Origin of the sequence: Paraburkholderia sp. SIMBA_030 (assembly GCF_046535245.1) — a bacterium.
Classification (GTDB): domain Bacteria; phylum Pseudomonadota; class Gammaproteobacteria; order Burkholderiales; family Burkholderiaceae; genus Paraburkholderia.
Window position 1 is genome coordinate 310,853 of record NZ_JAWRXB010000001.1, and the last position, 22,873, is coordinate 333,725.

Sequence of the window (22,873 nt, forward strand, 5' to 3'; positions counted from 1 at the left end):
TGCCCTTCGATCGAAAAGCTTTCCTAACTATATTCATATCGATCGCTAAGGCGTGCGTGATGTATCAGTTTCGAACTGGTAAATATCCTAGTCAACAATCTTTCGGATCTCCAACTAGGGTTTCTCCCAGAGACACAATGCGTCGTATCTGGCGTCCAAATGTGGCGTTTCGCACGTACGGCTTTGCCAGGCAACGTTTGAGCGTCGCGGCGCACCCAACTTTCGTCAAGACATCGCTAAAGACGAGCATTGGCTAGCTAAGCTAAGCCATCGTTCAATTCTTTTCGTGCATTTTTAGAAAATCGCACTATGCTAATAAAGCCAGACGAAGGCTAAGCGAAAGCGCACATCGCGTGTTGGCAACGCATGCACGTCGTGAACTCAAGACGATGTGCGCCACGCACGCTTTAGCAATGCCCGAAGTAATGCGAACGTCCATGACGTTGCATACAACCGCGTGCAACGAATCGATGTCCCGCCCAAACAAGGGAGAAGCGATGGCTTGGCACGAAGATCAACCCATCGTCGATGAAGGGTTCAACACGCTTCCCATGGTCAATACCATTCAAGTTGGGCTGCCCATCACGTTCTCGACAAAAACGCTCCATCCTATCGCGGAAGACAAACTCTACGTGCAATTGACGAACGAACAGCGCGACGCATTGCCCGATTCCGGTGAGGCCATCGTCAATGCAAGCCATCAGCTCACGGCGGAAAACGGCGACCTGCTCAAAGGCATGTTTGATGAACTCGCCGACTTCAACGTCGGCTTCTTCAGCGCGACGATCGGAGCGGGCATGAAGTTCGTGCTTCCGGCGAACTGGGTCACGAGCGCGATCGCGCTGGCCGTCAAGACGCTTGTCGGCTCTCTGCTGTCGCAGCCCAACCTGAAAGAAACGGCTTCTTATCGCGGCGCCAATCTCGCCGGCGGCGGACAACTCCGCGAGCTTTGGCATACGGTGACCATCGAGCCGGGAAAGACTTACTTCTATCGCACGATCTAGTACGAAATAACCAACGCACTGGTAACGCGTCAGTTGGTCATTCTTTCTACGCGATACGCGCTCGCGCCCTAGCAACGCCGCCACTTTCGCCCGATGCAAAAGCGAAAGGCTGGCCCGCGCACTAATGGCGGTTCCTAAAGCAACCAGTCGCAGTGGTCACTATCGGAAGTGCAAATCAACAGTCTATTTGCGCGCTCGCGCCGAACTTAATCGCATGATCATGCAGGGTGATTTCCGCCACGGACGCGACGCGCACGATCGTCGGGGGAACGTCCGTTACCTCAGCGAAGCCGATGTTCGAATGTCCGCCTAAGAGCGCGGTCGAGCGGCAGTAGATGGCCGCCCTCTGCCCGCCGACGATCGGCGGCCCGTGACCCTGAACCGCTGTTCAAGCACGCACCAAGCTAACGGCCGCTTCTGGCCGAGATGGAATGGACACCGTCCTCCCTTCGGGGACGCAGGGTCCAGCAGGAACGCGGAGGCCCTCCAGAACCGAACGGCATCAATGTGCCAGAGTGGAGTTTCGACACGTCCACTTGAGGAACGGAGAGCCCAAATGAATGCTACGACATACGGACTGGATCTTGCAAAGCAGGTTTTCCAGATGTACTGGGTCGACGAGCAAGCGGGCGAGATAGCCAATCGACGCTTCCAACGCGACGGGCTGATCGCGTTTGTTGCGCAGCGGCCTGCGGGCCGGGTGGCGCTTGAAGCGTGCGGCAGCGCGCACTGGTGGGCTCGCAAGATCAAGGCACTAGGCCACGAGGTGGTGCTGTTACATGCACAGTTCATCCGGCCGTTTGTCCAGACGAACAAGACCGACGCAGCGGATGCGCGGGCAATCTGGACGGCGGTACAGCAACCGGGGATGCGAACCGTAGCGGCAAAGACAGAAGACCAGCAGGCGATGCTCGCTCTTCACCGGATGCGTTCGCTGCTGATCAAGTTTCGCACCATGCAGGTGAACCAGTTACGAGGCCTCCTCTACGAGTTCGGTGTGTCATTCCGGGCAGGACGTGCTGCCGGTCTTGCCGAGATGCGGGACTGCATGGCAGAGCGCGAGGATGCACTGCCGGCGACAATGTTCAGTAGTCTGCACGACCAGTTGAGACGCATCGACGGGATCGAGCAGGATATCGACCAGCTTGAGAAGCAGATAAGTGGCTGGCACAAGCAGGAAGCTGCATGCCAGGCAATCGCGGCAGTACCAGGCATCGGCAGACTTACCGCGACGGCGTTGGTCTCTACGATTGGGGATGCAAAAACGTTCAGGTCTGTGCGCGAGTTTGCCTCGTTCCTCGGGCTGGTACCCCGGCAAAACGGCACCGGCGGCAAGATCCGGTTGGGATCGACCTCCCACCGAGGGATCCGTATCTGCGCACGCGCGTCGCATCGAACGCGGACGGCGTGGTTCTACAGGCCGAGCGTATCGTCGACGTCCTGCAAGCCCTGATCGCCCCCCCACGGAGACCGTGTGGTCGTCGAGGGTAACAACCAGAAGCAGGCTGATTTCCTGTCACGCTCCCTCGCCAGGATCGATCCGGAAATCGTCCACGACCTGCATCTCATCATCCCGAGGGTGAGCCGCGCCGAGCATCTGGATCTCTCCGAGCGCGGCATCGCCAGAAAACTCGATTTCGCCTTTGCCGGCGCCCAAAGCCTGCGCATCTCGCAGTTTCTGCAGGACGGCAGCGCGATAAACTTCACTTCGCCTCATCCGCGCTGCGGATGGCGATGACGATGGGAATCCCATAAATCTCACCGCGTGCGGCCATTGCAGGCTGAAAGCGGCGGCCGCTCACGATGAGCTCAACATCGCATCCTCGGTCGGATGAACCGTGATTGGCGTGTCGACGCCCCGCTCACGAACCGATTCGGTGAGCGAATCCAGCTTCGACCCGTCGGAAACGGGTAGTTCGTCTTCTCGTGGGCCTCATAGAGGCAAAGTCATCGCAACAAGTTTCAGTTCGTCAACGAATTCGCGAGCGATCTTCGACAGCGTTCGGCCCTCGGCCACAACCACCGTCGGACGGAGTCGCATTGCAGGTGCGAACGGCCTGATAACGAGGTCTGGAAAGATTCCGGTGGCAACGTGGAACGGGTCGATCAGCCCGATGCCGTTGCCCTGCGAAACGAGGCAGCAAGCCGAATAGGAATGGTTGGCGGTAATGCCAACGTTGCAGTTCACCTGGGCATGCCGGAACGCTTCGCGTACAAGCGTATTGACCGTTGTGTCGTCCGGAAAAGTAACAACCATCTCGTCTCGCAGCATGGCCGGCGTGACGAGAGGAGCAGTCGCCAGCGGATGATCGACTCGCATGACGCAGCCGATTTCCGCATCGCAAAGCTCAAAGTGGTCGAGACCGGCTACATCCGGGGCGAGGTCAAGAACGCCCAGAACGACCTGACCGATCCGCACGGCTTCAAGCACCAGCTTGGTGCTGTGCACCTCGAGATCGAAGCGCACTGCGCCATGGCGCTGCCGGAAGTTCGTGATGGCGCGCGCAACCAGCGACGCCGAAAGGTTGGACACGGTCGCAAGCATGATTCGTCCCGCGTGCCCCTGCCGCACCTCAGAAGCAAGGTTCTGCAGGTTGTCCATATCGCCAAAGATCCGTTCGATTTCCCCGTACAGGAAACGCGACTCTTCCGTCGGCGTGAGTCGTCCCTTCACCCGCGTAAATAGTTGTACGCCTAACTCTTCCTCTGCCAACTGGATTGATTTTGTCACGGCGGGCTGAGTGAGGAAGAGCATGCGCGCCCCGCTAGAAATGGACCCTGTGCGCAGCACCGCACGAACGGCAGCGAGGTGACGAATATTGAGCATCAGGGATAACCCGGCATAAAGAAAGGTTTGGTTCCTGCCAACAAAATACTATTAGACGTCATGGTTTTGCAATCCTAGACTGCATCGAATCCTTCCAGCCACCCGGGGAAACCACGTGACGCCTGATCTCATCAACTGGCATGAACGGTCTCAAAGTCTTCGTATCGAAACCCGCGCATACATCGATGGTGCTTACGTCGATGCACTTTCCGGGCAGACATTCGAATGCATCAACCCTGCGACGGGTCTCCCGATCGCTTCAATCGCGTCGTGCGATGCGGCGGATGTCGAGCGGGCCGTGAAATCTGCCCGACGGGCGTTTGAAGGGGGGGACTGGTCGCGTGCCGCCCCCCTTGAGCGAAAGAAGGTCCTGCAACGCTTCTCTACCCTGATCCTGGAGCACCGTGAAGAGTTGGCTCTGCTTGAGTCGCTGAATGTCGGCAAGCCGATCACGAACGCCTTCAACGGTGATATCGCCAGCTCGGCGGCCACGATCCAGTGGTACGCGGAAGCAATCGACAAGGTGTACGGCGAAGTCGCCCAGTCCGGGCATGACATGACGACAATGGTTATTCGGGAAGCGCTAGGCGTAGTGGCTGCGGTGGTGCCATGGAACTATCCCCTTTCGATGGCGTGCTGGAAGCTGGGCCCCGCTCTTGCAACCGGCAACTCGGTGATCCTCAAGCCCGCCGAGCAATCTCCGCTTACTGCTATCCGTATTGCGAGTCTCGCGACCGAAGCGGGCATTCCGAAGGGTGTCCTGAATGTTCTACCTGGCTTTGGCGAAACTGCCGGCAAGGCGCTCGGCCTTCATATGGACGTAGACGCAGTTGCGTTCACGGGATCCACGGCGGTCGGCAAGCTGTTCATGCAGTACGCGGGCCAGTCGAACATCAAGCGCGTTGGCCTCGAGTGCGGCGGCAAGAGCCCACATATCGTCCTCGCCGACTGCCAGGACCTGGACGCCGCGGCGCGTTCGGTGGCTGCGGGCATCTTTTCCAACGCCGGACAGGTATGCAACGCCGGCTCGCGGCTTATTGTGGACAAAAGCGTGAGCAAAGCGCTGCTGGATCGCGTGGTGGAACATGCGGCCAATCTCAAACCGGGTGATCCTCTCGACCCAGCCACACGGCTCGGCGCAATTGTCAGTCAAAGGCAACTCAGCACGGTCATGTCATATGTGCAGACCGGTCAGGCCGAAGGCGCGCGCCTGCTCGCTGGTGGCGAGCGCGCGTTGCAGGAAAGCGGTGGCTATTTCATGTCGCCGACCGTGTTCGCCGACGTGAGTCGGGACATGCGTATCGCACAGGAGGAGATTTTCGGACCGGTGCTATCTGCTATCACCGTTTCGGGTATCGACGAAGCGATTGAGGTTGCGAATGCCAGCAACTATGGACTGGCTGCGGGTGTATGGACTGACAACGTGAAAAGCGCTCTCCACGCCTCGCGGATGCTTCGGGCAGGCGTCGTATGGGTGAACTGTTTCGATCGCGGAAGCATGGCCGCGCCCTTCGGCGGCTTCAAGCAATCTGGCTTCGGACGGGACAAGTCGCTGCACGCGTTCGACAAGTACACCGACTGGAAGTCCATCTGGATGGCCCACTGACCCACTCACTTCACGCGGAGGACGACCATGAAAAACAATATATCGGCGCACAAAAGAACGGCTGGAGTTTCAAGAAGAAATTTTATCAAAGCAGGTGCAGCGCTTTCAGCTGGAGCGATAGTCGGCTATGCGCCAGTCGCCCGAGCAGCCGATTCAATTACCGTGACGTGCTGGGGCGGCGACTATGAGAAGAACGTGCGAGCCTGCTTCGCCGAGCCGTTTACGAAAGAGACCGGCGTTGGCGTGAACATCGTCAACAACGCGGACCTGACGAAGATGAAAGTCCAGGTACAGAACAGGAACGTCTCCTGGGACGTCTTTGATAGCATCGGACCGCACATTATGTCGGGTTCCAAAGACGGCATCTGGGAGCCCCTGGACAGGAGCATCGTCAACACGTCGGACCTCATTGCGCCTGGTGGCGTTGACTATGTCGGGACCTTCCTGTTCGCCGCCGGCATCGCCTTCGATCCCAAGCGGTTTCCTGAGGGAAAGCATCCGCAAAACTTCAAGGAACTGTGGGACGTCAAACGCTTCCCGGGTCGCCGGGCCCTGCGCCCACGCGTGAGTGAGATGCTGGAAATCGCGCTGGTGGCCGACGGCGTTGAGCCCTCGAAGCTGTACCCGCTCGACGTCGAACGTGCTTTCCGCGCGCTCGACCGGATCAAACCGTACGTGCGTAAATGGACCGAAGCGACTCCGGAGACCATTTCGATCGTACTGAACAATGAAGCGGACTTTTCATATAGCTTCGTGACCCGTGTGATCCCATCGCAGCAGTCGGGAAACTCCATCGATATCTCGCTGGCGCAGACGGTCAATGCGACCGAGTATCTCGCTGTACCGAAGTATTCGAAAAATCGGGAAGCCGCGATGAAATATCTCGCGTTCGTGCTGCGGCCCGACCGGCAGGCAGATTTCTCGAACCGCATGTTCTTCTCACCGGGTAACCGAAAAGCGCAGCCGCTGGTCGTAGAAGCGACGAAAAAGTACCTGCCCAACATGAGCAATCCCGACAACATCATCATCAATGATGCCTGGTGGGCAGACCGTTTCGAGACCCTGCAGAAACGCTTCACGGCGTGGATGTTGACCTGATCGACAGACTGAAGGGTGCCGCTTCGTCCAATAAGCCGAAGCGGCCTATTCCAGGGTTTTACGAGGTCAGTACGCCCATGATGAATTCGTTCGACCGGCGCTACGCCATCGCATTGATGCTTCCGGCGTGTGTGCTCCTGCTGGTTTTTTTCTTCTACCCTCTCGCAGTGGTTGCATGGCAAAGCGTCTATAGCGACGGATTTTCGTGGAATGCCTATCGATCGCTGTTTGCGACGGACCTGTTCCTCCGCGTTCTCAGCACAACGGCATGGATAGCGTTCATTGCGACGCTTGTGAGCGTCGTGGTTGGCTACTGCATGGCGGCAATGATTGCACGCAGTTCAGGCCGCAAGCGCATCGCCCTGGTAACCTGCGTAATGCTGCCGCTATGGACGAGCGTGCTGGTCAAGAGCTTCGCATTGACTGTGGTGCTTGGCGACAACGGTGTCATCAATCGCTTCCTTTCCTTTGCGTTCGGCGATGCTGCGAGGATACCGATGATGTTCAACCGCGCGGGTGTTGTAATCGGGATGGTCAACTATCTGCTGCCTTTCGCAGTATTTCCGATTCTCGCAAGTCTGCTGGGTATCGATCCGCTACTGAAGCGGGTCGCGGAATTGATGGACGCCGGCCCGGTTCGAATCTTCCTCAAGATTACGCTACCGCTCAGCTTGCCCGGTGTCTTCGCTGCCGCGCTGATGACGATGACGCTTGCGATGGGTATGTTCGTCACGCCCGCGTTGCTCGGTGGCCGCAAGGACCTCATGATGGCAAACCTCGTCGATCTCTACACCCGCCAGATACTCGATTGGCAGGGTGCGTCTGCGATCGCAATGATCCTGCTTGTCGCATCGTTGGTGTTAATCCTTTTCCTCCTCAAGGTCCAGAAGGATGAGGCATTACAACAGGAGACGATTCGATGAACGGCATCACCTCGTCGTCCGCATGGCACGTGCTCTGCAAGCTGTTGCCCACGGCCGTTGCAGTGGCCGGCCTGCTGTTCCTGCTCGGGCCCATTGCGGTGGTTATCGCCCAGTCTGTCAACGGCGGTCAAGAACTGATGTTTCCACCGAGGTACTTCACGCTGGAGCTATACCAGCAGTTTCTTTCAGATCGTGCATGGTGGACTCCTGCGCTGCAGAGCCTGTGGGTCGCCTTTCTCACAGCGATTCTCTCACTCGTGGTCACACTGCCCGCCGGCTACGCATTGAGTCGCACAACCTTCCCCGGGTCGAAAATCATCCAGTTGATGATGATTGCGCCGATGCTGATACCGGTCATTTCGCTCGGACTCGGCATCTATATCTTCTTCTCGCGTATGCATCTGGATAACTCCACCCTTGGCCTTGTCCTGACACACAGCACGCTGGTGATGCCATTCATGTTCATCTCGATCAGCGCAGGCATGCGGCAAACCAATCCGGCGCTCGAGTCGGTCGCGATGTTAATGGGGGCGAGCCGCTTGCGCACCTTTTTTCAGGTGGTTGTTCCTCAACTGAAGCCTTCGATCTGCGTCGGTTTGCTGTTTGCTTTCCTGATGTCGTTTGACGAGGTTGTGATTGCGTACTTCATCACCGGCCCGGAAACGACCACCCTGCCCGTGAAGATGTACAGCGCGATCCGGTGGGAGCTGTCACCGGTATTGACCGCAATTTCTACCATCCTGACGCTGACTTCGCTCGGAATCTGTATCGGCATCCTCGCGCTCAGAGAAGCCAACCCTAAAGTTTGATCAACATGGCATACCAGAAGACACTCTCTACCCAGACCGCCCCGATCGAAGAACGCAGACGCAAGATCGAGAGCGAGCCATTGCCGGAAAACGTGCACGCTTTGCTGGAAACCGCTGCCCGCGAATGCGGCGACCACGTTTTGTGGAATTTCTTCGAGATCGGTGAGACGATCACCTACGCTGAATGCCTCGCGCAGGTCGAGCGTCTCGCGTCAGGTTTGCGGGCTACCGGCGTGCGCAAGGGAACGCACGTCGCCGTCATGATGCCCAATGTCCCGGCAATGCCTCTGACGTGGCTGGCCATTGCAACACTCGGCGCGGTGATGGTCCCGGTGAACATCAACTATATGCCGCGTGAGCTCGCCTACGTCCTGGCGAATAGCGACGCGGAGTTCATCGTGGCACATGAAAGCGCCATAGAACGCGTCGAGTCGTGCCTGCGCGAAGGTCAGATCAAGATCGACGCCTCCCGGGTCATCGTCACCGGCAAATCGAATCGGTTCACGCGCTGGGAAAGCGTGGCGACCACGGACCCGGTCCAGCTCGAAACCGAGTCCGTTGGCCATTCAGATTTGCTGAATATTCAATATACCTCAGGAACCACCGGGTTCCCCAAGGGTTGCATGCTGACCCAGGAATACTGGTTGATCAGCGGAAAGGTGAACGCTTTCCGCGATGGGCGCCGCTATTCGAACATTCTCGCCCCGACGCCGTTTTACTACATGGACCCACAGTGGATGCTGATGATGACCCTGTATCAGCGTGGCACGCTTTTCGTTGCCAACCGGCAAAGCGCATCGCGTTTCATGAGTTGGGTACGGGATTACAAAATCAACTTCTGTTTGTTCCCTTACCTCGTCTACAAGCAGGACGAGCAGCCCGAAGATGGACAAAACGAAGTCGTGCGAGCCAATGTCTACGGCGTACCGCGCGAACTGCACGCAAAGATTGAAGAACGCTTCGATCTGGTCGCACGCGAGGCGTTCGGCATGACCGAGGTCGGCCCCGCGATGTTCATGCCGGTTGAGGCAACAGACATGGTCGGCTCCGGCTCCTGCGGCATCGCATCTCCGTTCCGGGAATGCGTTGTCGCAGACGAAAACGGCAACCCCGTTAAACCCGGCGAGGTGGGTGAACTGTGTATTCGTGGGCGCGGCATCATGCTTGGTTACTATCGGAACGAACAGGCTACGCGGGCGTCCTTCTTTGGGGACTGGTTCCGCAGTGGGGACGCATTTCGTCAGGACGAGAGAGGCTATTTCTATATCAATGGGCGCTACAAGGACATGATTCGCCGCAGCGCCGAAAACATTGCCGCGCGCGAAGTCGAGGCGGTACTGAACGGGATTGACGAGGTGGCCGAGTCGGCCGCGGTTCCCGTACCCGATCCGATCCGTGGTGAAGAGGTGAAAGCTTTCGTCGTGCTAGCCGAGGGAGTCGAGCCGGGTATGGAAGCGATCAACAACATCATTCGAGGTTGTTCCGAGAGCCTGGCAAAGTTCAAGGTGCCGCGCTATTACTCGTTTGTCGATTCACTCCCGAAGACCGCGTCCATGAAAATCGCGAAAGCGGAACTCCGTGAGCGAGCCGCGCACGGTAAGGAAGCCACCTACGACCGCGTGGAAGACACATGGAGTCAAAGCCTAGACGGGGAGCTGAAGCAATGAGCGACAAATTTGATGTTGTGGTGGTCGGCGGAGGCCACAACGGTCTTGTATGTGGAGCGTATCTTGCCCGGCAGGGCAAATCTGTCTGCGTGCTGGAACGAAAAGCCCAGGTTGGTGGCGCCACCGTTACCGAAGAACTGTGGCCTGGCTTCAGGATATCGACTGCCTCGTACCTGATGGCCCTGCTTCAACCCAAAGTGATCATGGATCTGGAATTGAAGCGGCACGGGCTGGAAATCATTGCGCTCACGCCCACTTTTCAACCTCTTTCTGGTGACCGCGCTTTCACATTCTGGTCCGAGCCTGATCGGCTTCGTGCCGAAATTGCCCGCTTCTCGCCGCACGATGCCGCTGCGTATCCGGATTACCTCGCATTTATGACAGGCGTTGCATTGGTCGTGCGGGATCTGTTGTGGCAGACACCTTTCGATCCCGGCCTCGACAACCTGAAGGACGCGTGGCAACTCGCATCTTTCGGCTGGAAGAATCGGGCAATGCTGGACAAGTTCCATGACGTCTACGACCTGATGACGCTAAGCGCGTACGATTTACTCAGCCGCTGGTTCGAATCCGACGACGTCAAGGCCGTGCTGGGGTTCTACGCGGCCGCGGCCGGCGGCAACGTCAGCATGAAGACACCCGGTTCAGCCTACATCATGTTGCGTGGCTTTTTGCGCGATAACACGACGGCTGCCGGCGGTAGCGGCGTGGTTAAGGGGGGCATGGGGAGTATCACCCGTGCGATTCTGAAAGACGGTGCCGAGCATGGCCTTGTCGCTCACTGCGATGCCGAAGTTAGCGAAATCCTGATCTCCGGCGGTCGCGCGACGGGTGTCCGTCTATCCGATGGCCGGGTTTTCGAAGGTAAGACGGTCGTCAGCAACCTGCCCGCCAAGCTGCTATTTCAGAAGCTGATCCCTGCCGGGAATCTGCAGGACTCGTTCCTGAAGGACGTCTCCCGGATCCGTGACCGTTCGACGGCATACAAGGTCAACCTCGCACTGAAAGGTTTGCCGACTTTCAGGCTGTTCGATCCCGCGAAGATGGGCTTCGCGTATCCGGCCCTGGTGAAGGTGGGTCCGGATATCGACTACATTGAACGGTCGTTCGACGGCTCAAAGTATGGCGAGTACGCGCAGAATCCCTGCATGGCTGTGCTGACGCCTTCGGTTCTTGATACGACGCTCGCGCCGGACGGCCATCATGTCATGAGCATCTTCGGCACACATGCTCCCTACCGTCTCGCCACGGGCGACTGGACCGATGCGGACCGTGAAGCACTCTATGAGCGCACGATTGCCACGCTGGAGCAGCATGCTCCGAACATCCGCGAACTGATCCTGCATAAGCAGATTCTCGTGCCTCCCGATCTGGAACGTCTTTTCACACTCCCCGGCGGACATGTTCACCACGGCGAATTGAGCGCGGACCAGGTTTTCTTCAAACGGCCAGTCAAACACTACGCAGACTACCGGACGCCGATTGGAGGGCTATTCATGTGCGGGGCGTCGACGCACCCGGGCGGGGGCGTAACCGGAGTTCCCGGTCATAACGCAGCGCGCGTGGTCAGTGATTTTCTTGCCTGACAGCGTTGTGCCAGTTCGTGCGACGTATAGGTCTTAGAGGATGGCGGTAATGATTGAATTCATCGATGTTCATAAAAAGTACGGCGATGTACAGGTTCTATCGAAGATCAACCTGAAGGTGCGGCGTGGAGAATTCCTCACGCTGCTCGGTCCGAGCGGCTCGGGTAAGACAACGTTGCTGAATATCATCTCAGGACTCATCAAACCGACAGGCGGAAAGCTTCTGATCGACGGAAAGGACACGGCGAACATGCGGCCCGGTGAACGTGGGCTTGGGATGGTGTTCCAGAACTACGCGCTGATGCCTCACATGACAGTCTTCGACAATATCGCCTTCCCACTGCGAGTGCGTAAGGTCGCTGAAGCAGAAATTCGTCAGCGGGTGAGCGACGTACTGAAACTGGTGCGCTTGCCTGACATCGGAAAGCGCAAGCCGAAGGAACTGTCCGGAGGCCAGCAACAACGGGTATCCCTGGCGCGCTGCATTGTGTACAGCCCGTCGCTCATTCTGATGGACGAACCGATGGGTGCACTCGACAAGAAGCTGCGCGAGCAGATGCAGTTCGAAATCAAGCAGCTCCATGCGGACCTTGGGATCACGATGATCAACGTCACCCATGACCAGGAAGAGGCATTGACCTTATCGGATCGTATCGTGCTGATGAACCAGGGCTGTGTTGAACAGGAAGGCGATCCGAAAGACCTTTACTTCAATCCACGCACAGTGTTCGCGGGAGACTTCATCGGCGGGGGCAATTTCCTCGAAGGGACGGTAACGTCATCCTCTGCCGAGTCGGTGGAAGTAGAAGCCAGCGGCAATCGCATCCGCTGCCGTCGTTCGAACATGCCTGCTGCCGGTACCGGTAAGGTCACGGTCCTCATCAGGCCCGAGAACCTTTGCCTGACTGAAATCGTGGGCGGCGCGACATCAGCCGGCGAAGGGCTCCAGAACACGCTGCTGGCCAACGTCATCGATCATCTGGTGCTGGGTGGCGTCGTGAAGCATCGTCTGGTGCTCGATTCGGGCAAGGAGCTGCTCGCGCAACAGGTCAACCGTCTGGGAAGCAGGATCTTCAACAAAGGCGAACGGGTCGAGGTGAGTTTTTCGCCGGATAGCGCCACCGTGCTGTCCTGATTCACTCCGGAAAAAACAGCCATGATTATCGACTTCGCCAGCCGCCCGCCACTCGCTGAGTTCAAAGTCCAGACTTCACATATGGACAACTACCGTCGTGTGTATCGGCACAGTGAGAGCGCAGTTGCGTCCCAGGAATCAGCCAGTTCGCTCGCTTCATATCTCGAGATGTACGATCGGCTGCAGGCCAGTCGTGTTGTGCTGAAAGCGCGCGACGCGCGCTCTACCATGGGGTTCAGGGTTCCGAACGAGACAGTCGCGCAATTCTGCAGGAACCACGGGTCTCGTTTCATTGGCTTCGCCGCGGTGGACCCGCATCTTGGAGGCGACGCGGTCGCGGAGCTGGACCACGCGGTGCGCGAACTTGGTCTTGCCGGACTGAACGTTCAGGGCTTCGAGCACATGTTGCCAATCAATGACCCGAAGCTGATGGTTCTGTATGAAAAATGCGCCGAACTCCAGATCCCGGTCAACATCCACTGTGGGCTGAACTTCTCCTTGTCGAGCAAGGTCATCTACGGGCACCCATTGGCGCTGGATGACGTGTTGACGGCTTTCCCAACTCTTCGAGTATGTGCGTCGCCTCCCGGATGGCCCTGGATCAATGAGCTCGTCGCCATGGCATGGCGCCATCCGAACCTTTGGATTGGATTGAGCGCCGTACGGCCGAAGTTGCTCGGCACACCGAACAGCGGCTACGAGCAACTACTCCACTATGGCCGCTCCGTTCTGAAGGAGCGCATCATTTTTGGTTCTGGCTTCCCCATGATTCCGGTCGAACGGTCAGTCGACGAGGTTCTTGCGCTGGGATTGCCCGAAGACATCTGTCGTGGCTGGTTGCATGACAACGCGGCAGCGCTCCTCGGAGTCACGATGTAGAAATGTATTTTGACTAGCTTCCCCGTTACCAACCTTCGCCAACGCAGCGTTGGACAAGCGGCCCAGCTCGGAATGATGGCGAGGGAGAGCGTTGCCGTGGCAAAATCTGGACGCACCACTACGAGAGAAAGACGATGAATGTAGGAAATTTGACCCGAAAGCTGGTCGAGAGCGCGGAACTGCCTAACACCGACCTTTCGTCGTTCGACGAGATTGGCGTGGCCGATGACGATGGATCGTCGTACGTGTCGCTATGGATACGCCAGAGACCACTGGCAGCATTCTCGAGCGCCGAAGCGCCGGCGCAGCTCAGTCTGCAACCCGCGGTATTGCTGATCAAGGTTGCGAATGCAGATGACAGAGCGATTCGTATGTCTCTATGCGACGAACTCAGCCCACTCCCTGCAGATCGCACTGGAACTGTCGGCGCCGGCTGGATAGATCGTTCGCACCGACCGAAACACTGACGACCATGAGTCGCCGAACGCTCGCCAGCGACTGGATGCCGTTTAGTAGGAGATCATCGAGGACAAGGTGTGGCGCGACCGCTAGCTCCTGCCAGAAGAGCGGATGCCTTAACCGCTGACGTCAATCAGCGCACACCTGAAACAAAAAAATCATGGATGTCCTTCATACCGTCATCGGCTGGATGCGCGACAGTGCGAACGTCGGCCTTGCAGCCTGGGCGCAGGCAGTAGGCAGCGCCTTCGCCGTGATCGCCGCCTTCACGTTCCCAACCCTGCAGTCAAAACGCGACGCAAAGTTACGCGCGGCTGATCAGCAGGCAACACATGTTGCACACGCGGCCGCTCTGCGTTTGATTGCGATCGAAAGCGAGGAAGCAATATCTGAACTCGTCGGAACGCTGAAGCTCGTGCCCTCTTCGCCGCCTAGTGTTTATGGATTTCCGCATGATGATCATCCGCAGCTCGCGATATTCGGGGCCGTGATGGCAGAACTGTTGCCTCGAATCTCTACGCTGCTTCAGCAACCGGTACTGAGCGACAGCCAGATAGGGACGATTGTAGCGATTCGGGGCTGTTTGAAGGACGCTCGCGTTCTGTTCGATGCGGTACATGATCCGTACCGTGAATTCGACACCCGGAAGAAAGACCAGGCAGCAAGCATACTGAGTCGTATAGAGACACTTCGCGGAGAAGCGCAGCACAGTTACACCTCCGCTGCATCGCGACACTAAGCCCGGACCGATATGCCTGGTGGGGCAACCCGACATCGGCGCGGTCGCAGCGTGCCCTGAGAAGGTGCTGGCCGTTAGATCGTCAAATCGCACGCTTTCCCACCGCAGGCAAAATGCGGCCGCCGGCGGGCAACAGTCAACTGCCACGGGCGAATCATCGCGCAGCGACAGGACACCGCTTCATGGACCCGGCACTACGCTTTCGCAGCAGATCTGGCTGCGGCGGTTTTTCTCGCCACCTTCTTCGCCGGTGCCTGCCGGGAAGGCCTGTTCCGCGCGACGATTGACCCCGGAAGCGCATCGCCGTTGTCGGGCACTTTCGTGTCCTGCTCCTTGCTCGCCGCCTTCATGCCCAGATCTATGTACTTCCGGATAAGATCATTCTTGCTTGTCCGCTTGGCGAAAGCCTCCACCCTCAACTTGTCATCGAGGTCCGGGGGAAGGTAGACGGTCCGAAGAATAAGATTGTCCGAGCTCATTTCGCCTCCTGTGTACCCAGCTTTGATATGTACATATATACACCCATATCCCTGATTTTTCAAGCTCCCGGCAAGCCGGGAGGCAGGGCATAGTCCGACAACACGAGATCTGACATTGCGCCCAGACACATCAGGCTACCAAAGCCGGGGCCCAGCTTGCTTCCCAGAAATGGAACGTGCAATGGAGGCAATGTCCAATCTGACCCTGTAAATGTCAGAGATTGCGCCATACTCTGCGCTAGACGACGTTTCCTTATGGCACCCCATCGCACCGAAGGAAGCAGCCTGCTGAACCACCACGGATCGAAGCCCGACGCATCGACAACAAGCGCCGCCGGCAAGGTCTCCGTCGAGCCGTCCCACTTCCTGATTTCCACGCCGAGATCACCCTTGTCGTCAATAACTTCTTTGGCGCGCGCATCCATAAGAACGAGATCCTGCGCTTCGGCAAGATCTTCCATGACAGCGTGCCAGACCACACCCCGGTTCAGGCGGTTGAAAAAGTGATCGCGGTTCTCGGGCGAGAGTCGCTCCCACGCCGCCTGATCGCTGAAAAGGGCATTCTCAAAAACGCTGTCGCCCCGACTGAACAACGTCGCCTGATCCGCAACCAGTATCAATGGCCGGCTACCATATCCATGCCTGACCAGCCATGCAAGCACCGCCGCACCGGTCCCGCCGCCGCCAATGACAAGAATTGCATCGCTCGGGTCACCGTCCTTGAGTTGCTTTTCCACCGTCTCCAGGTTTTTCCAGAACGAGAGTCCGTCATGGACTCTGGCAGTGAGCAGAGGATGCAAGTCTGCCTGGAGCGGGACGCGGCGTGCGGCTCCAGGACCCGTAATGACCACGCCATCGAAGCGACGTTTCGCGTCACCATGAGCCGATACGTAGACCCCCGGTGTACTTTCCTTCAGCACATTCCATTTGGTCTGTCTTGCCACGAGCCGGTCGACCCTGACCTTCTGGATGTCCGCCTCCGTTCGTTTTGCCGCCCACTGAAGATACGCGGCAAACTCTGAATGCCGGGGCCGTAACCGGCCTCGGTCGACCCACGACTGATAGCCTCCAGCCGTACGGTCAATCTTGAAACTTGCCCACGAATATTGAGCGTGAAGATCAGCGGAGACGGACTCCCAGGGACTGTTATACGGAAAACCCAGATCCCGCTCGGCAGGAGTGCATAGCGCCTGCTCACCGTCGGTATATCCGTTGCGTCCCGTCCAATGACTCCCGATCTCCTCCGACTCAAAGATCGTTACCTCGACCTGTGCCAGATTCAGGGCGTTCAGGACCGCGGCTTTCGCAGCAATCGCAACGGCCTTGGGCCCGCCGCCGACGATTGCAAGTTTCTTTCTTTCAATCATATTCTGCTCTCTCATCGACTCGTCCGGCACAACCACCACCGGATCGGGAATCCCCAGGCACACAACACGGTTAGCTGAACTCGTTGAACGTTTTGCAAGCCGCAACGGCTCTGTGCGGCGCACGCGAGCACTCCACCACCCGCGCCGCAGGAAATAATAAACGAGTCGACGCATCCACCCCGTCGGCCGGTCTTCAATACAGTTCGAGCCAACGCCGTCGACCGGAACGAACAGGTACAAAACGTGGGCATGGCTATTTGACTTTCCGAACGTCTCCACCGCCCTTGATGGCAACATTGCACTTGCGGGCCCGAGTCTGAGCCCCCTGCCGAAGCATTCCCGAGGAAAACCTGTGTGCTACTGTTCTGGCGGCTGCCCACAGGGCCTCCGGCTGCAATGCCGGACGTCGCCGTCATAGCTGCCAGCAATATCTCTGCGCTCAATACGTACGCGAGGGAGCGCTCAATAGCCTGCAGTCGTAGCAGGTCCCTGCCACGATGTGACAGGTTTAACCGTTGGCATGCGGGGTCGCCTGCACCGCTGGAGACATCAGTGACCACGATCGACACGCACCGCTGGGTGCAGAACTACGCCGACGTGCAAACTGCGTTGTAGCGGCTCCGGATCCGGGCCTTCCTGAAGGACGTAGTGGATACCGCCCCTGTCGCGCTTGACGCCTACATCGAGCAATGTGCCAATACCCGTGAGGGGGCTCCGTTTGCGCGCGCCGATGCCCAGGCGTTACTGCATGCGAATCGAGGCGTTTGGCCTGTCCTTGGCTGGACGACGCCATCGAGACCCGGATCCACGGTCGGACCTGATGTCCTGGCAAGGCGCAGGGCACTGTCAGACACGCGGCCATGACTGTAAAAAACGCAGCCGTCGCTCCCGGGAACCCCTTGCCGGGCATGGATTACACCGACACCTCGGTCACCCGCACCAGGTCAAGGCTTAGCTCGCGGTCCGTCGGCGGCACCACGTTCACCTCGTGCTCGTGGGGACTCTGCAACCCGGAGGTGTGCCGCCGCGGATCCTCGAAGACACACCCCGCCGCTTCCAGTTCGGTCACGGTCACAGCGTAGACCACCCCGTCGGTCATGCCATCAGTGGTGGCAAAGCGCCGTGCGACCGCCTCGATCGTGCTGAACGACAACGCCGGACCGTTGAATCCCTCGCTGTCCCACTGGTAGGCGTGCACCGCCTGGCTGTGGGAATCCCCGAAAATGACCGCCCCATCGCACTTCCAGGTGCCGTCGAAGAACACGTGTTTTTCAAACGGCTTGCTCGCGTCGCGCGGGCGCAGGCCGACTCCATCGTCGCGCATCGAACGGTTGACGCCGCGATACAGCATCGTGTCCGCCGTGAGGTCCAGCGGTGCGTGCAGTTCGGGTTGGATGGGCATGACGTAGCGCGGTGCCGTGTGCTGACGGCCCCCAAGCATAGCGCATCCGGCAACATCAGGGGGCCTCCCGGTCGTCCTGCCACGCGCGGACGGGTACCGCACGCCACGCAGGCGGAACCCGGTCCCCTCCGTCATCGTGGCCACGCGCAGCAGGACCGGGCCGCCATCGTCGGGCACAATCAGCGCGGAACCGTCGTCGCCCAAGACGGCGTCCTGGCGCAGGGTCGGCAGGGAGGCCGATACGGTGAAACCCTTGCCGCCGCGCGTGGCGGACAAGTTGATCGTAACCGGCAGGGCCGGGGTTCGCATGCTCGCATGAGGATCTCCTCGTAGGTCGGCCTCCCGACGCCGCTACATCGGACGGATCTCAACACACCAGGAGGCCCGCCGTGAACTTCATCGAAATGCTGCGCGTGGTGCGCGCCGGGCCGCTCGCCCTGGCCGGTTCTTTGGATGGTCCCCGTTCGGCACATCCGGGTAAACGGTGATGCCAGATCGAGACGCTATAAGTTGCGGAGTATGATTGTGCCGAACCGTTCAGTTCCAGGTTTATGGTCACGACCAGAAAGCAAAAATCCAGAATGTCATCGAACGAAGAACCCAACACCGCCTCGACTGAAATTCGCGCGAAGCTTCGCGATCTGTGGCAACTCCACGAGTCGAAGCGTTCGATGGGTGGTCGCTGGGCTATGTCCGGATTCGCGCTCCAGGCTCACGCATTCCTTCTTCGTTTCTTTCATGGATTAGCGGCGAATGGTTCGGAACCGTCAATGCTAGCCGAGCTTGAGGGGCTATCGGACATCTTGATGCCCGAGACGAATTTCTTTACGTTGATCCAGGTGAAGCGCTCCCTCGACAAGCGAGCCTTGATTGCAGCTCTGGAGGAGGCGTACCTTTTAACTGAGCTGTGCCAGGTGCACTTATCCGAAGCACTGCCTCTCCTGCGTTTCCAGACTGCGTACCGGTATCGCGAAACGCCTCTGATCCCGACGGACATAACGGTCGCAGAAATTCTCGGTGGAACGGCCTCGGCCAGCACTTTTTCGTTGATGCTGACGCTTCAACATGACACTCCCTTGGTCCAACATTCTGACCATAGCGACCGTCTGTATCTGCTCCTTTGGAACCAAGGTCTCCGTAATCCAAAATACCTGATAGACCGGGCGATGGGCCGCCTGCTTGACGCTTTCTTCAATCCAACCAATCAAAGCCTTGGGAATCTCGCACGCGAACTCACTGAATTCTTTCACGAAGCGCCACGACGCGAAGCCTGGAAAGCGCCGGGCAACTTGCTCTCGGTATCGGATGTTGCACCCGAGCCCGACTTCCAGGGAAACGGCGTCCTCGTCGGACAGCGGGTAACGTTTGAACACGTAAGGAAAGGATACGTTAAAAACCGGCCGCACGTCTTTGACGCGCTGGTTGGACAGTTCCGTCGCTGGCTGACCGCTTTACGCGTCCAGGACGAAGAAATCGGCGACAAGATTCCCGTCTTCTGGATCGATGGCAGGTCGGGGGATGGCAAGTCCGTTCTACTGCTGCAGTTGATTCAGGCGACCTTGCAAGAGTCGCCAGACTTCCCGGTTCTCCATCTCAGGTCTGGAAACGGCTTTCTGGACCTCCTGGACACGCCTCCTGTAGGTGCACATTTCCCCGTGATTGGCCTCGTGGACGATGTCTACGACCTTACAGACAGGGCGTCCTGGGACGAGCGGGCTCGGGAAAGCGTGCAACTTGGGACGCCGAAAGTAGCGCTCGTTACGTGCGGACCGACGGAACAAAAGGATCTGTTCGAGGCAAACCTGGGTGACCTGTTTGACGTTCAGAGCTTCACTCCTGCTCATTTAAACGCGGACGAACGCGAGGAGTTCTTGACATGGTTCGAACAGAGAACCGGACAGTCCCGGCAAGCGGAACAACTAACTGATCAAAACGCTCTGCTCGTTCAGACGGTCTTCGAGCTGGCGCGGGGAGAGCGCCTCGAAACATTTGCACGAAAATTTCGGCGCCGGCTGGAAGCATTGGGTCTGTTCGAAATAACCCGGACGATCATCGCTGTCAACGCGCTATATGAACATGCCCCCTTCGAACTACTCATCCACGAAGCGCAACGCGTCGCCTTAAGAAGACTGGGAGCGGAAGACCAACTCCACTTTGTGATAAATGAAGATCGAAGCGGGACCGAGGCCGGCGTGCGACTCGCTCATTCGCATCTGGCGTGGCTGCTGTTTGTCGAATGGCGTGAGCCGCCATACCCTTTAGATCAACAATGGGCGACCGAACTTGCCAAAGCAGTGCAAGCACACTTGTGCTCTGGCAGAGAAACTGCAGCCAGTAAGCTCGTACTCTCTCTCACAACAACCCCGAGACTTGGCGACGAGCCTCGAGATGTTTTATGCAGCAGGATCGAGACCATTTCAAATGCGTATTCGTTCCATGTCGACAAAAATGGTGGCCAACCCCACCCGAAGATTCTCGGAACCTGGTTGCAGATTCTCTACAGATTCCCGTTTCTGCGACTCAGCCCCGATCCGATTCCGATCGCAATGGAATCGTTGACGACCGCGGAAGCGCCTACCTCATCAAAGGCAGCCGTCGCTGGCTGGCTCTGGCGGCTGGCAGATACCCTACCAGGACAGCGCGCCGAAGAACTTCAGGACGCCGTCGAATCGTTTTTTCTTGGCGGATCGAATGCAGACGGTGTCCCGCACACATTATGCGTTTTGTCGGGGCAGCCGTTGAACGAACGAACCACGGTGTTGATTGAGCGCTGGCTGGCACTCGGCTGGGAACGACCAGATGCTTTCGAAATGCTGAACTCGTGGATTCCAAAGGCGAAGAACCTGGATGAAGTCACGTCGCAAGCGTTGAGGTGGCTCAATGCCAATCCGTACAATCCAAAGGCATATCTCGTAATTGCGCCACTGCTGGGCCGCACGGCCAACTCGGCCTCAACCCTGAAAGCCGCAAAGCTTTGGCTTGCCGCAAATACTGACAATCCGAACGTATACCACGTGCTGGCTGCGATGGTAGCTAACCATAGCAATGACATTGAGGTGGTAACGATAGCAAAAACGTGGCTGGGCGTGAACTTTGCACATCCTCACGTACATCAAGTTCTGCCCACACTCATCGCGAAGAAGAATAGCAGTGCTGATCTTCGCGATATGGCGTTGCGCTGGCTCGCCGATAACGCTCGGCATCGGAGCGTTCAGAACGTCTATGCTCCATTAATTTCGAGGTGGCCAGAGGATCCTGATGTTGCAACCGCGGGAACGGCATGGTTGTCACGCAACGCAGGACATCGAGCATATCCGGCAATATTGGGATCGCTCGTCACTCATTGCAGCAATGACTTTGGAACCATTAAGCTCGGTGAGGAATTTTTGCGACGCGCCCAAGGTGGACAACGTTCGCCGATCATCCTTGCCTTGGTCTACGGTGGCCATGCTTCTCCTCAACACGTGAAACGAGCCCTTGATTTCATTGAAACGAGAGAAGAACTCCCCTCGAGTACCGGCATATTAAACCGCGTCGGGGTCGCTTTAGCCCATCACCCGAAATCGTTGATACAGTGCCTTGGTGCCGAATTCAGCGCTGAACAAAAACATTCACTTTGCTATAGGAGTGTCTGCGCATTGTTGAAATATCGCCCGTTAATAGAGAATTTCCTATATGAGGTCTGCGGCGGGACCAGGGGGCCGTTCCTGGTGACGATACTCAAGACTGCGATCAAGCATGAACTGGTGTCGGCGACCTTGGGCCATTACGTAGCAGACTGGTTGATCGTGAACTTCAGGCGCCCAGGTTACTCAGCTATTTTGGGGGAGCTAAAACGGCACCCGCTGGTCTATCGTCGCACCCTCGGGACGCTTAAGCTTTCCAATTCGATTCAACAGGATTACCTCAACCTTCCTGCGAAACCCGCTCTGACCGGATAAGCTTTGCTTGCATCGCGAAATGGCTTATCGCCCCCCGATAAGTCAGAGCTGGTGGCCTGGAGACACTAGTAGCGAAGATAGCGAGCCGGCCCACGCCTGCCCCCCAGGCCCAATGTCACGCGCTTTAGTAACGGAGTGTAACGTACTACTGTCACGGCAAGCCTTCACAAACTCACCACACGTCACCTGGCGCATCGGTAGATCATGGGCTTAATCTGGCCCGTCCATTGCCTGATGAGCAGTACTGCGGATAATTGATGTCAGCCAGAACGTTACGGAGTAGCGCAAAATGGATCAGGTAATGCGCATGAAAGAAGTCGTGAAAAAAATCGGTCTATGCCGCGCCACGATCTACGCGATGATCAGCCGTGGCGAATTTCCACGACCCATCCGCATCGGTGAGCGCGCGACGGGCTGGAGCGAATCTGAGCTTGAGGCATGGCTTGCCAGGCGTGCAGCTGCCCGAAAATCCTGACGCGCCAGCTTACTGGCTGCGCCCGCGATAAGGTCCTCCCCGAAACTAAGCAAGCGGTAATAGGCCGCAATTCCGAAGGGGGCTCCGACCTTACGGGATCTCGCGGCGGACCTTTTTATCAAACTGACGGCTTCAACGATGAGGAAAACAATGGCAAGCTACAAAGAGCTAAAAGCGCAGCTCAAGAAGCTGAGCGAAGAAGCGGAAACCGCCCGGCTTGCCGAGCTACAGGCGGTCATCGAACACGTACGCGCGAAGGTCGCCGAATACGGATTGACCGTCGAGGACATCTTTGGACGCCAGCGTGCATCGCGCCGCGCGACGAAGACTCCGGTGCCGCCGAAATACCGTGATCCGAAAACCGGTGCGACGTGGAGCGGCCGAGGGCGGGCGCCTGACTGGATCAAGGGCAGGAAGCGCGACCGTTTTCTGATCGAGTCGTGAGAAGGCCCATCGCTGAAGTGATGCACTGATCGC

The 22,873-nt window shown here is 57.9% G+C and carries 17 protein-coding genes and 2 pseudogenes; 15 read left to right on the plus strand and 4 right to left on the minus strand.

The window, feature by feature from the left end; genetic code table 11:
- The first annotated feature begins 353 nt into the window (after nt 1–353).
- From SB772_RS01295 to SB772_RS01305, 3 genes and pseudogenes are all read left to right on the plus strand, one after another.
- Nucleotides 354–1,004: a hypothetical protein gene (locus tag SB772_RS01295; protein ID WP_410831473.1), complete on the plus strand. Its 651-nt coding sequence runs from the start codon at nt 354–356 to the stop codon at nt 1,002–1,004.
- A gap of 556 nt (nt 1,005–1,560) precedes the next feature.
- A pseudogene (locus SB772_RS01300) lies at nt 1,561–2,370 on the plus strand (IS110 family transposase); the annotation flags it as partial.
- A pseudogene (locus SB772_RS01305) lies at nt 2,352–2,694 on the plus strand (malonate decarboxylase subunit alpha); the annotation flags it as partial. The pseudogenes SB772_RS01300 and SB772_RS01305, both read left to right, overlap by 19 nt.
- A gap of 243 nt (nt 2,695–2,937) precedes the next feature.
- Here SB772_RS01305 and SB772_RS01310 read toward each other — a convergent pair.
- Complete coding sequence (locus SB772_RS01310; RefSeq protein ID WP_410831474.1) at nt 2,938–3,831, minus strand: LysR family transcriptional regulator; 894 nt, start codon at nt 3,829–3,831, stop codon at nt 2,938–2,940.
- Nucleotides 3,832–3,946: 115 nt separating this feature from the next.
- Here SB772_RS01310 and SB772_RS01315 point away from each other — a divergent pair, with 115 nt between their 5' ends.
- The 9 genes from SB772_RS01315 to SB772_RS01355 all read left to right on the plus strand — a co-directional run bounded on the left by SB772_RS01315 (nt 3,947) and on the right by SB772_RS01355 (nt 14,732).
- Nucleotides 3,947–5,437, plus strand: coding sequence for an aldehyde dehydrogenase (locus tag SB772_RS01315; RefSeq protein WP_410831475.1), 1,491 nt, complete (start codon nt 3,947–3,949; stop codon nt 5,435–5,437).
- A gap of 27 nt (nt 5,438–5,464) precedes the next feature.
- A complete protein-coding gene (locus SB772_RS01320) occupies nt 5,465–6,535 on the plus strand; it encodes an extracellular solute-binding protein (RefSeq protein WP_410831476.1) in 1,071 nt (356 codons plus the stop codon).
- The gene (locus SB772_RS01325; RefSeq protein ID WP_410831477.1) at nt 6,520–7,458 is read left to right on the plus strand and encodes an ABC transporter permease; all 939 of its coding nucleotides are present in this window, start codon (nt 6,520–6,522) and stop codon (nt 7,456–7,458) included. Before SB772_RS01320 ends, SB772_RS01325 begins: the two co-directional genes overlap by 16 nt.
- Entirely contained in the window at nt 7,455–8,267 is an 813-nt protein-coding gene (locus SB772_RS01330) for an ABC transporter permease (RefSeq protein WP_410831478.1), read from the plus strand. The genes SB772_RS01325 and SB772_RS01330 overlap by 4 nt, the downstream gene beginning before the upstream one ends.
- Nucleotides 8,268–8,272: 5 nt before the next feature.
- Entirely contained in the window at nt 8,273–9,934 is a 1,662-nt protein-coding gene (locus SB772_RS01335) for a class I adenylate-forming enzyme family protein (RefSeq protein WP_410831479.1), read from the plus strand.
- Entirely contained in the window at nt 9,931–11,520 is a 1,590-nt protein-coding gene (locus SB772_RS01340) for a phytoene desaturase family protein (RefSeq protein WP_410831480.1), read from the plus strand. The genes SB772_RS01335 and SB772_RS01340 overlap by 4 nt, the downstream gene beginning before the upstream one ends.
- 49 nt (nt 11,521–11,569) lie before the next feature.
- Entirely contained in the window at nt 11,570–12,655 is a 1,086-nt protein-coding gene (locus SB772_RS01345) for an ABC transporter ATP-binding protein (RefSeq protein ID WP_410831481.1), read from the plus strand.
- Between the two features lie 21 nt (nt 12,656–12,676).
- A complete protein-coding gene (locus tag SB772_RS01350; protein ID WP_410831482.1) occupies nt 12,677–13,534 on the plus strand; it encodes an amidohydrolase family protein in 858 nt (285 codons plus the stop codon).
- Between the two features lie 619 nt (nt 13,535–14,153).
- Entirely contained in the window at nt 14,154–14,732 is a 579-nt protein-coding gene (locus SB772_RS01355; RefSeq protein WP_410831483.1) for a hypothetical protein, read from the plus strand.
- 194 nt (nt 14,733–14,926) lie between these two features.
- On the opposite strand, the gene SB772_RS01360 is transcribed toward SB772_RS01355, so the two are convergent.
- From SB772_RS01360 to SB772_RS01370, 3 genes are all read right to left on the minus strand, one after another.
- Nucleotides 14,927–15,211 carry a hypothetical protein gene (locus SB772_RS01360; protein ID WP_410831484.1) on the minus strand — a complete coding sequence of 95 codons (285 nt, stop codon included), beginning with the start codon at nt 15,209–15,211 and terminating at the stop codon, nt 14,927–14,929.
- A gap of 59 nt (nt 15,212–15,270) precedes the next feature.
- Nucleotides 15,271–16,875: a SidA/IucD/PvdA family monooxygenase gene (locus tag SB772_RS01365; RefSeq protein WP_410831485.1), complete on the minus strand. Its 1,605-nt coding sequence runs from the start codon at nt 16,873–16,875 to the stop codon at nt 15,271–15,273.
- 616 nt (nt 16,876–17,491) lie between these two features.
- A complete protein-coding gene (locus SB772_RS01370; RefSeq protein ID WP_410831486.1) occupies nt 17,492–18,289 on the minus strand; it encodes a hypothetical protein in 798 nt (265 codons plus the stop codon).
- Between the two features lie 272 nt (nt 18,290–18,561).
- Here SB772_RS01370 and SB772_RS01375 point away from each other — a divergent pair, with 272 nt between their 5' ends.
- The 3 genes from SB772_RS01375 to SB772_RS01385 all read left to right on the plus strand — a co-directional run bounded on the left by SB772_RS01375 (nt 18,562) and on the right by SB772_RS01385 (nt 22,840).
- A complete protein-coding gene (locus SB772_RS01375; protein WP_410831487.1) occupies nt 18,562–21,921 on the plus strand; it encodes a hypothetical protein in 3,360 nt (1,119 codons plus the stop codon).
- 289 nt (nt 21,922–22,210) lie between these two features.
- Nucleotides 22,211–22,396 carry a helix-turn-helix transcriptional regulator gene (locus SB772_RS01380; protein ID WP_410831488.1) on the plus strand — a complete coding sequence of 62 codons (186 nt, stop codon included), beginning with the start codon at nt 22,211–22,213 and terminating at the stop codon, nt 22,394–22,396.
- A gap of 150 nt (nt 22,397–22,546) precedes the next feature.
- Entirely contained in the window at nt 22,547–22,840 is a 294-nt protein-coding gene (locus SB772_RS01385; protein WP_410831489.1) for an H-NS family nucleoid-associated regulatory protein, read from the plus strand.
- The last annotated feature ends 33 nt before the right edge of the window (nt 22,841–22,873 follow it).

What these genes read in the sequence shown, in the direction of transcription:
- SB772_RS01310 (WP_410831474.1), bottom strand. Translation starts at nt 3,831, where the DNA reads ATGCTCAATATTCGTCACCTCGCTGCCGTTCGTGCGGTGCTGCGCACA.
- SB772_RS01320 (WP_410831476.1), top strand. Translation starts at nt 5,465, where the DNA reads ATGAAAAACAATATATCGGCGCACAAAAGAACGGCTGGAGTTTCAAGA.
- SB772_RS01330 (WP_410831478.1), top strand. Translation starts at nt 7,455, where the DNA reads ATGAACGGCATCACCTCGTCGTCCGCATGGCACGTGCTCTGCAAGCTG.
- SB772_RS01335 (WP_410831479.1), top strand. Translation starts at nt 8,273, where the DNA reads ATGGCATACCAGAAGACACTCTCTACCCAGACCGCCCCGATCGAAGAA.
- SB772_RS01340 (WP_410831480.1), top strand. Translation starts at nt 9,931, where the DNA reads ATGAGCGACAAATTTGATGTTGTGGTGGTCGGCGGAGGCCACAACGGT.
- SB772_RS01345 (WP_410831481.1), top strand. Translation starts at nt 11,570, where the DNA reads ATGATTGAATTCATCGATGTTCATAAAAAGTACGGCGATGTACAGGTT.
- SB772_RS01350 (WP_410831482.1), top strand. Translation starts at nt 12,677, where the DNA reads ATGATTATCGACTTCGCCAGCCGCCCGCCACTCGCTGAGTTCAAAGTC.
- SB772_RS01355 (WP_410831483.1), top strand. Translation starts at nt 14,154, where the DNA reads ATGGATGTCCTTCATACCGTCATCGGCTGGATGCGCGACAGTGCGAAC.
- SB772_RS01360 (WP_410831484.1), bottom strand. Translation starts at nt 15,211, where the DNA reads ATGAGCTCGGACAATCTTATTCTTCGGACCGTCTACCTTCCCCCGGAC.
- SB772_RS01365 (WP_410831485.1), bottom strand. Translation starts at nt 16,875, where the DNA reads ATGTTGCCATCAAGGGCGGTGGAGACGTTCGGAAAGTCAAATAGCCAT.
- SB772_RS01370 (WP_410831486.1), bottom strand. Translation starts at nt 18,289, where the DNA reads ATGCGAACCCCGGCCCTGCCGGTTACGATCAACTTGTCCGCCACGCGC.
- SB772_RS01375 (WP_410831487.1), top strand. Translation starts at nt 18,562, where the DNA reads ATGTCATCGAACGAAGAACCCAACACCGCCTCGACTGAAATTCGCGCG.
- SB772_RS01380 (WP_410831488.1), top strand. Translation starts at nt 22,211, where the DNA reads ATGGATCAGGTAATGCGCATGAAAGAAGTCGTGAAAAAAATCGGTCTA.
- SB772_RS01385 (WP_410831489.1), top strand. Translation starts at nt 22,547, where the DNA reads ATGGCAAGCTACAAAGAGCTAAAAGCGCAGCTCAAGAAGCTGAGCGAA.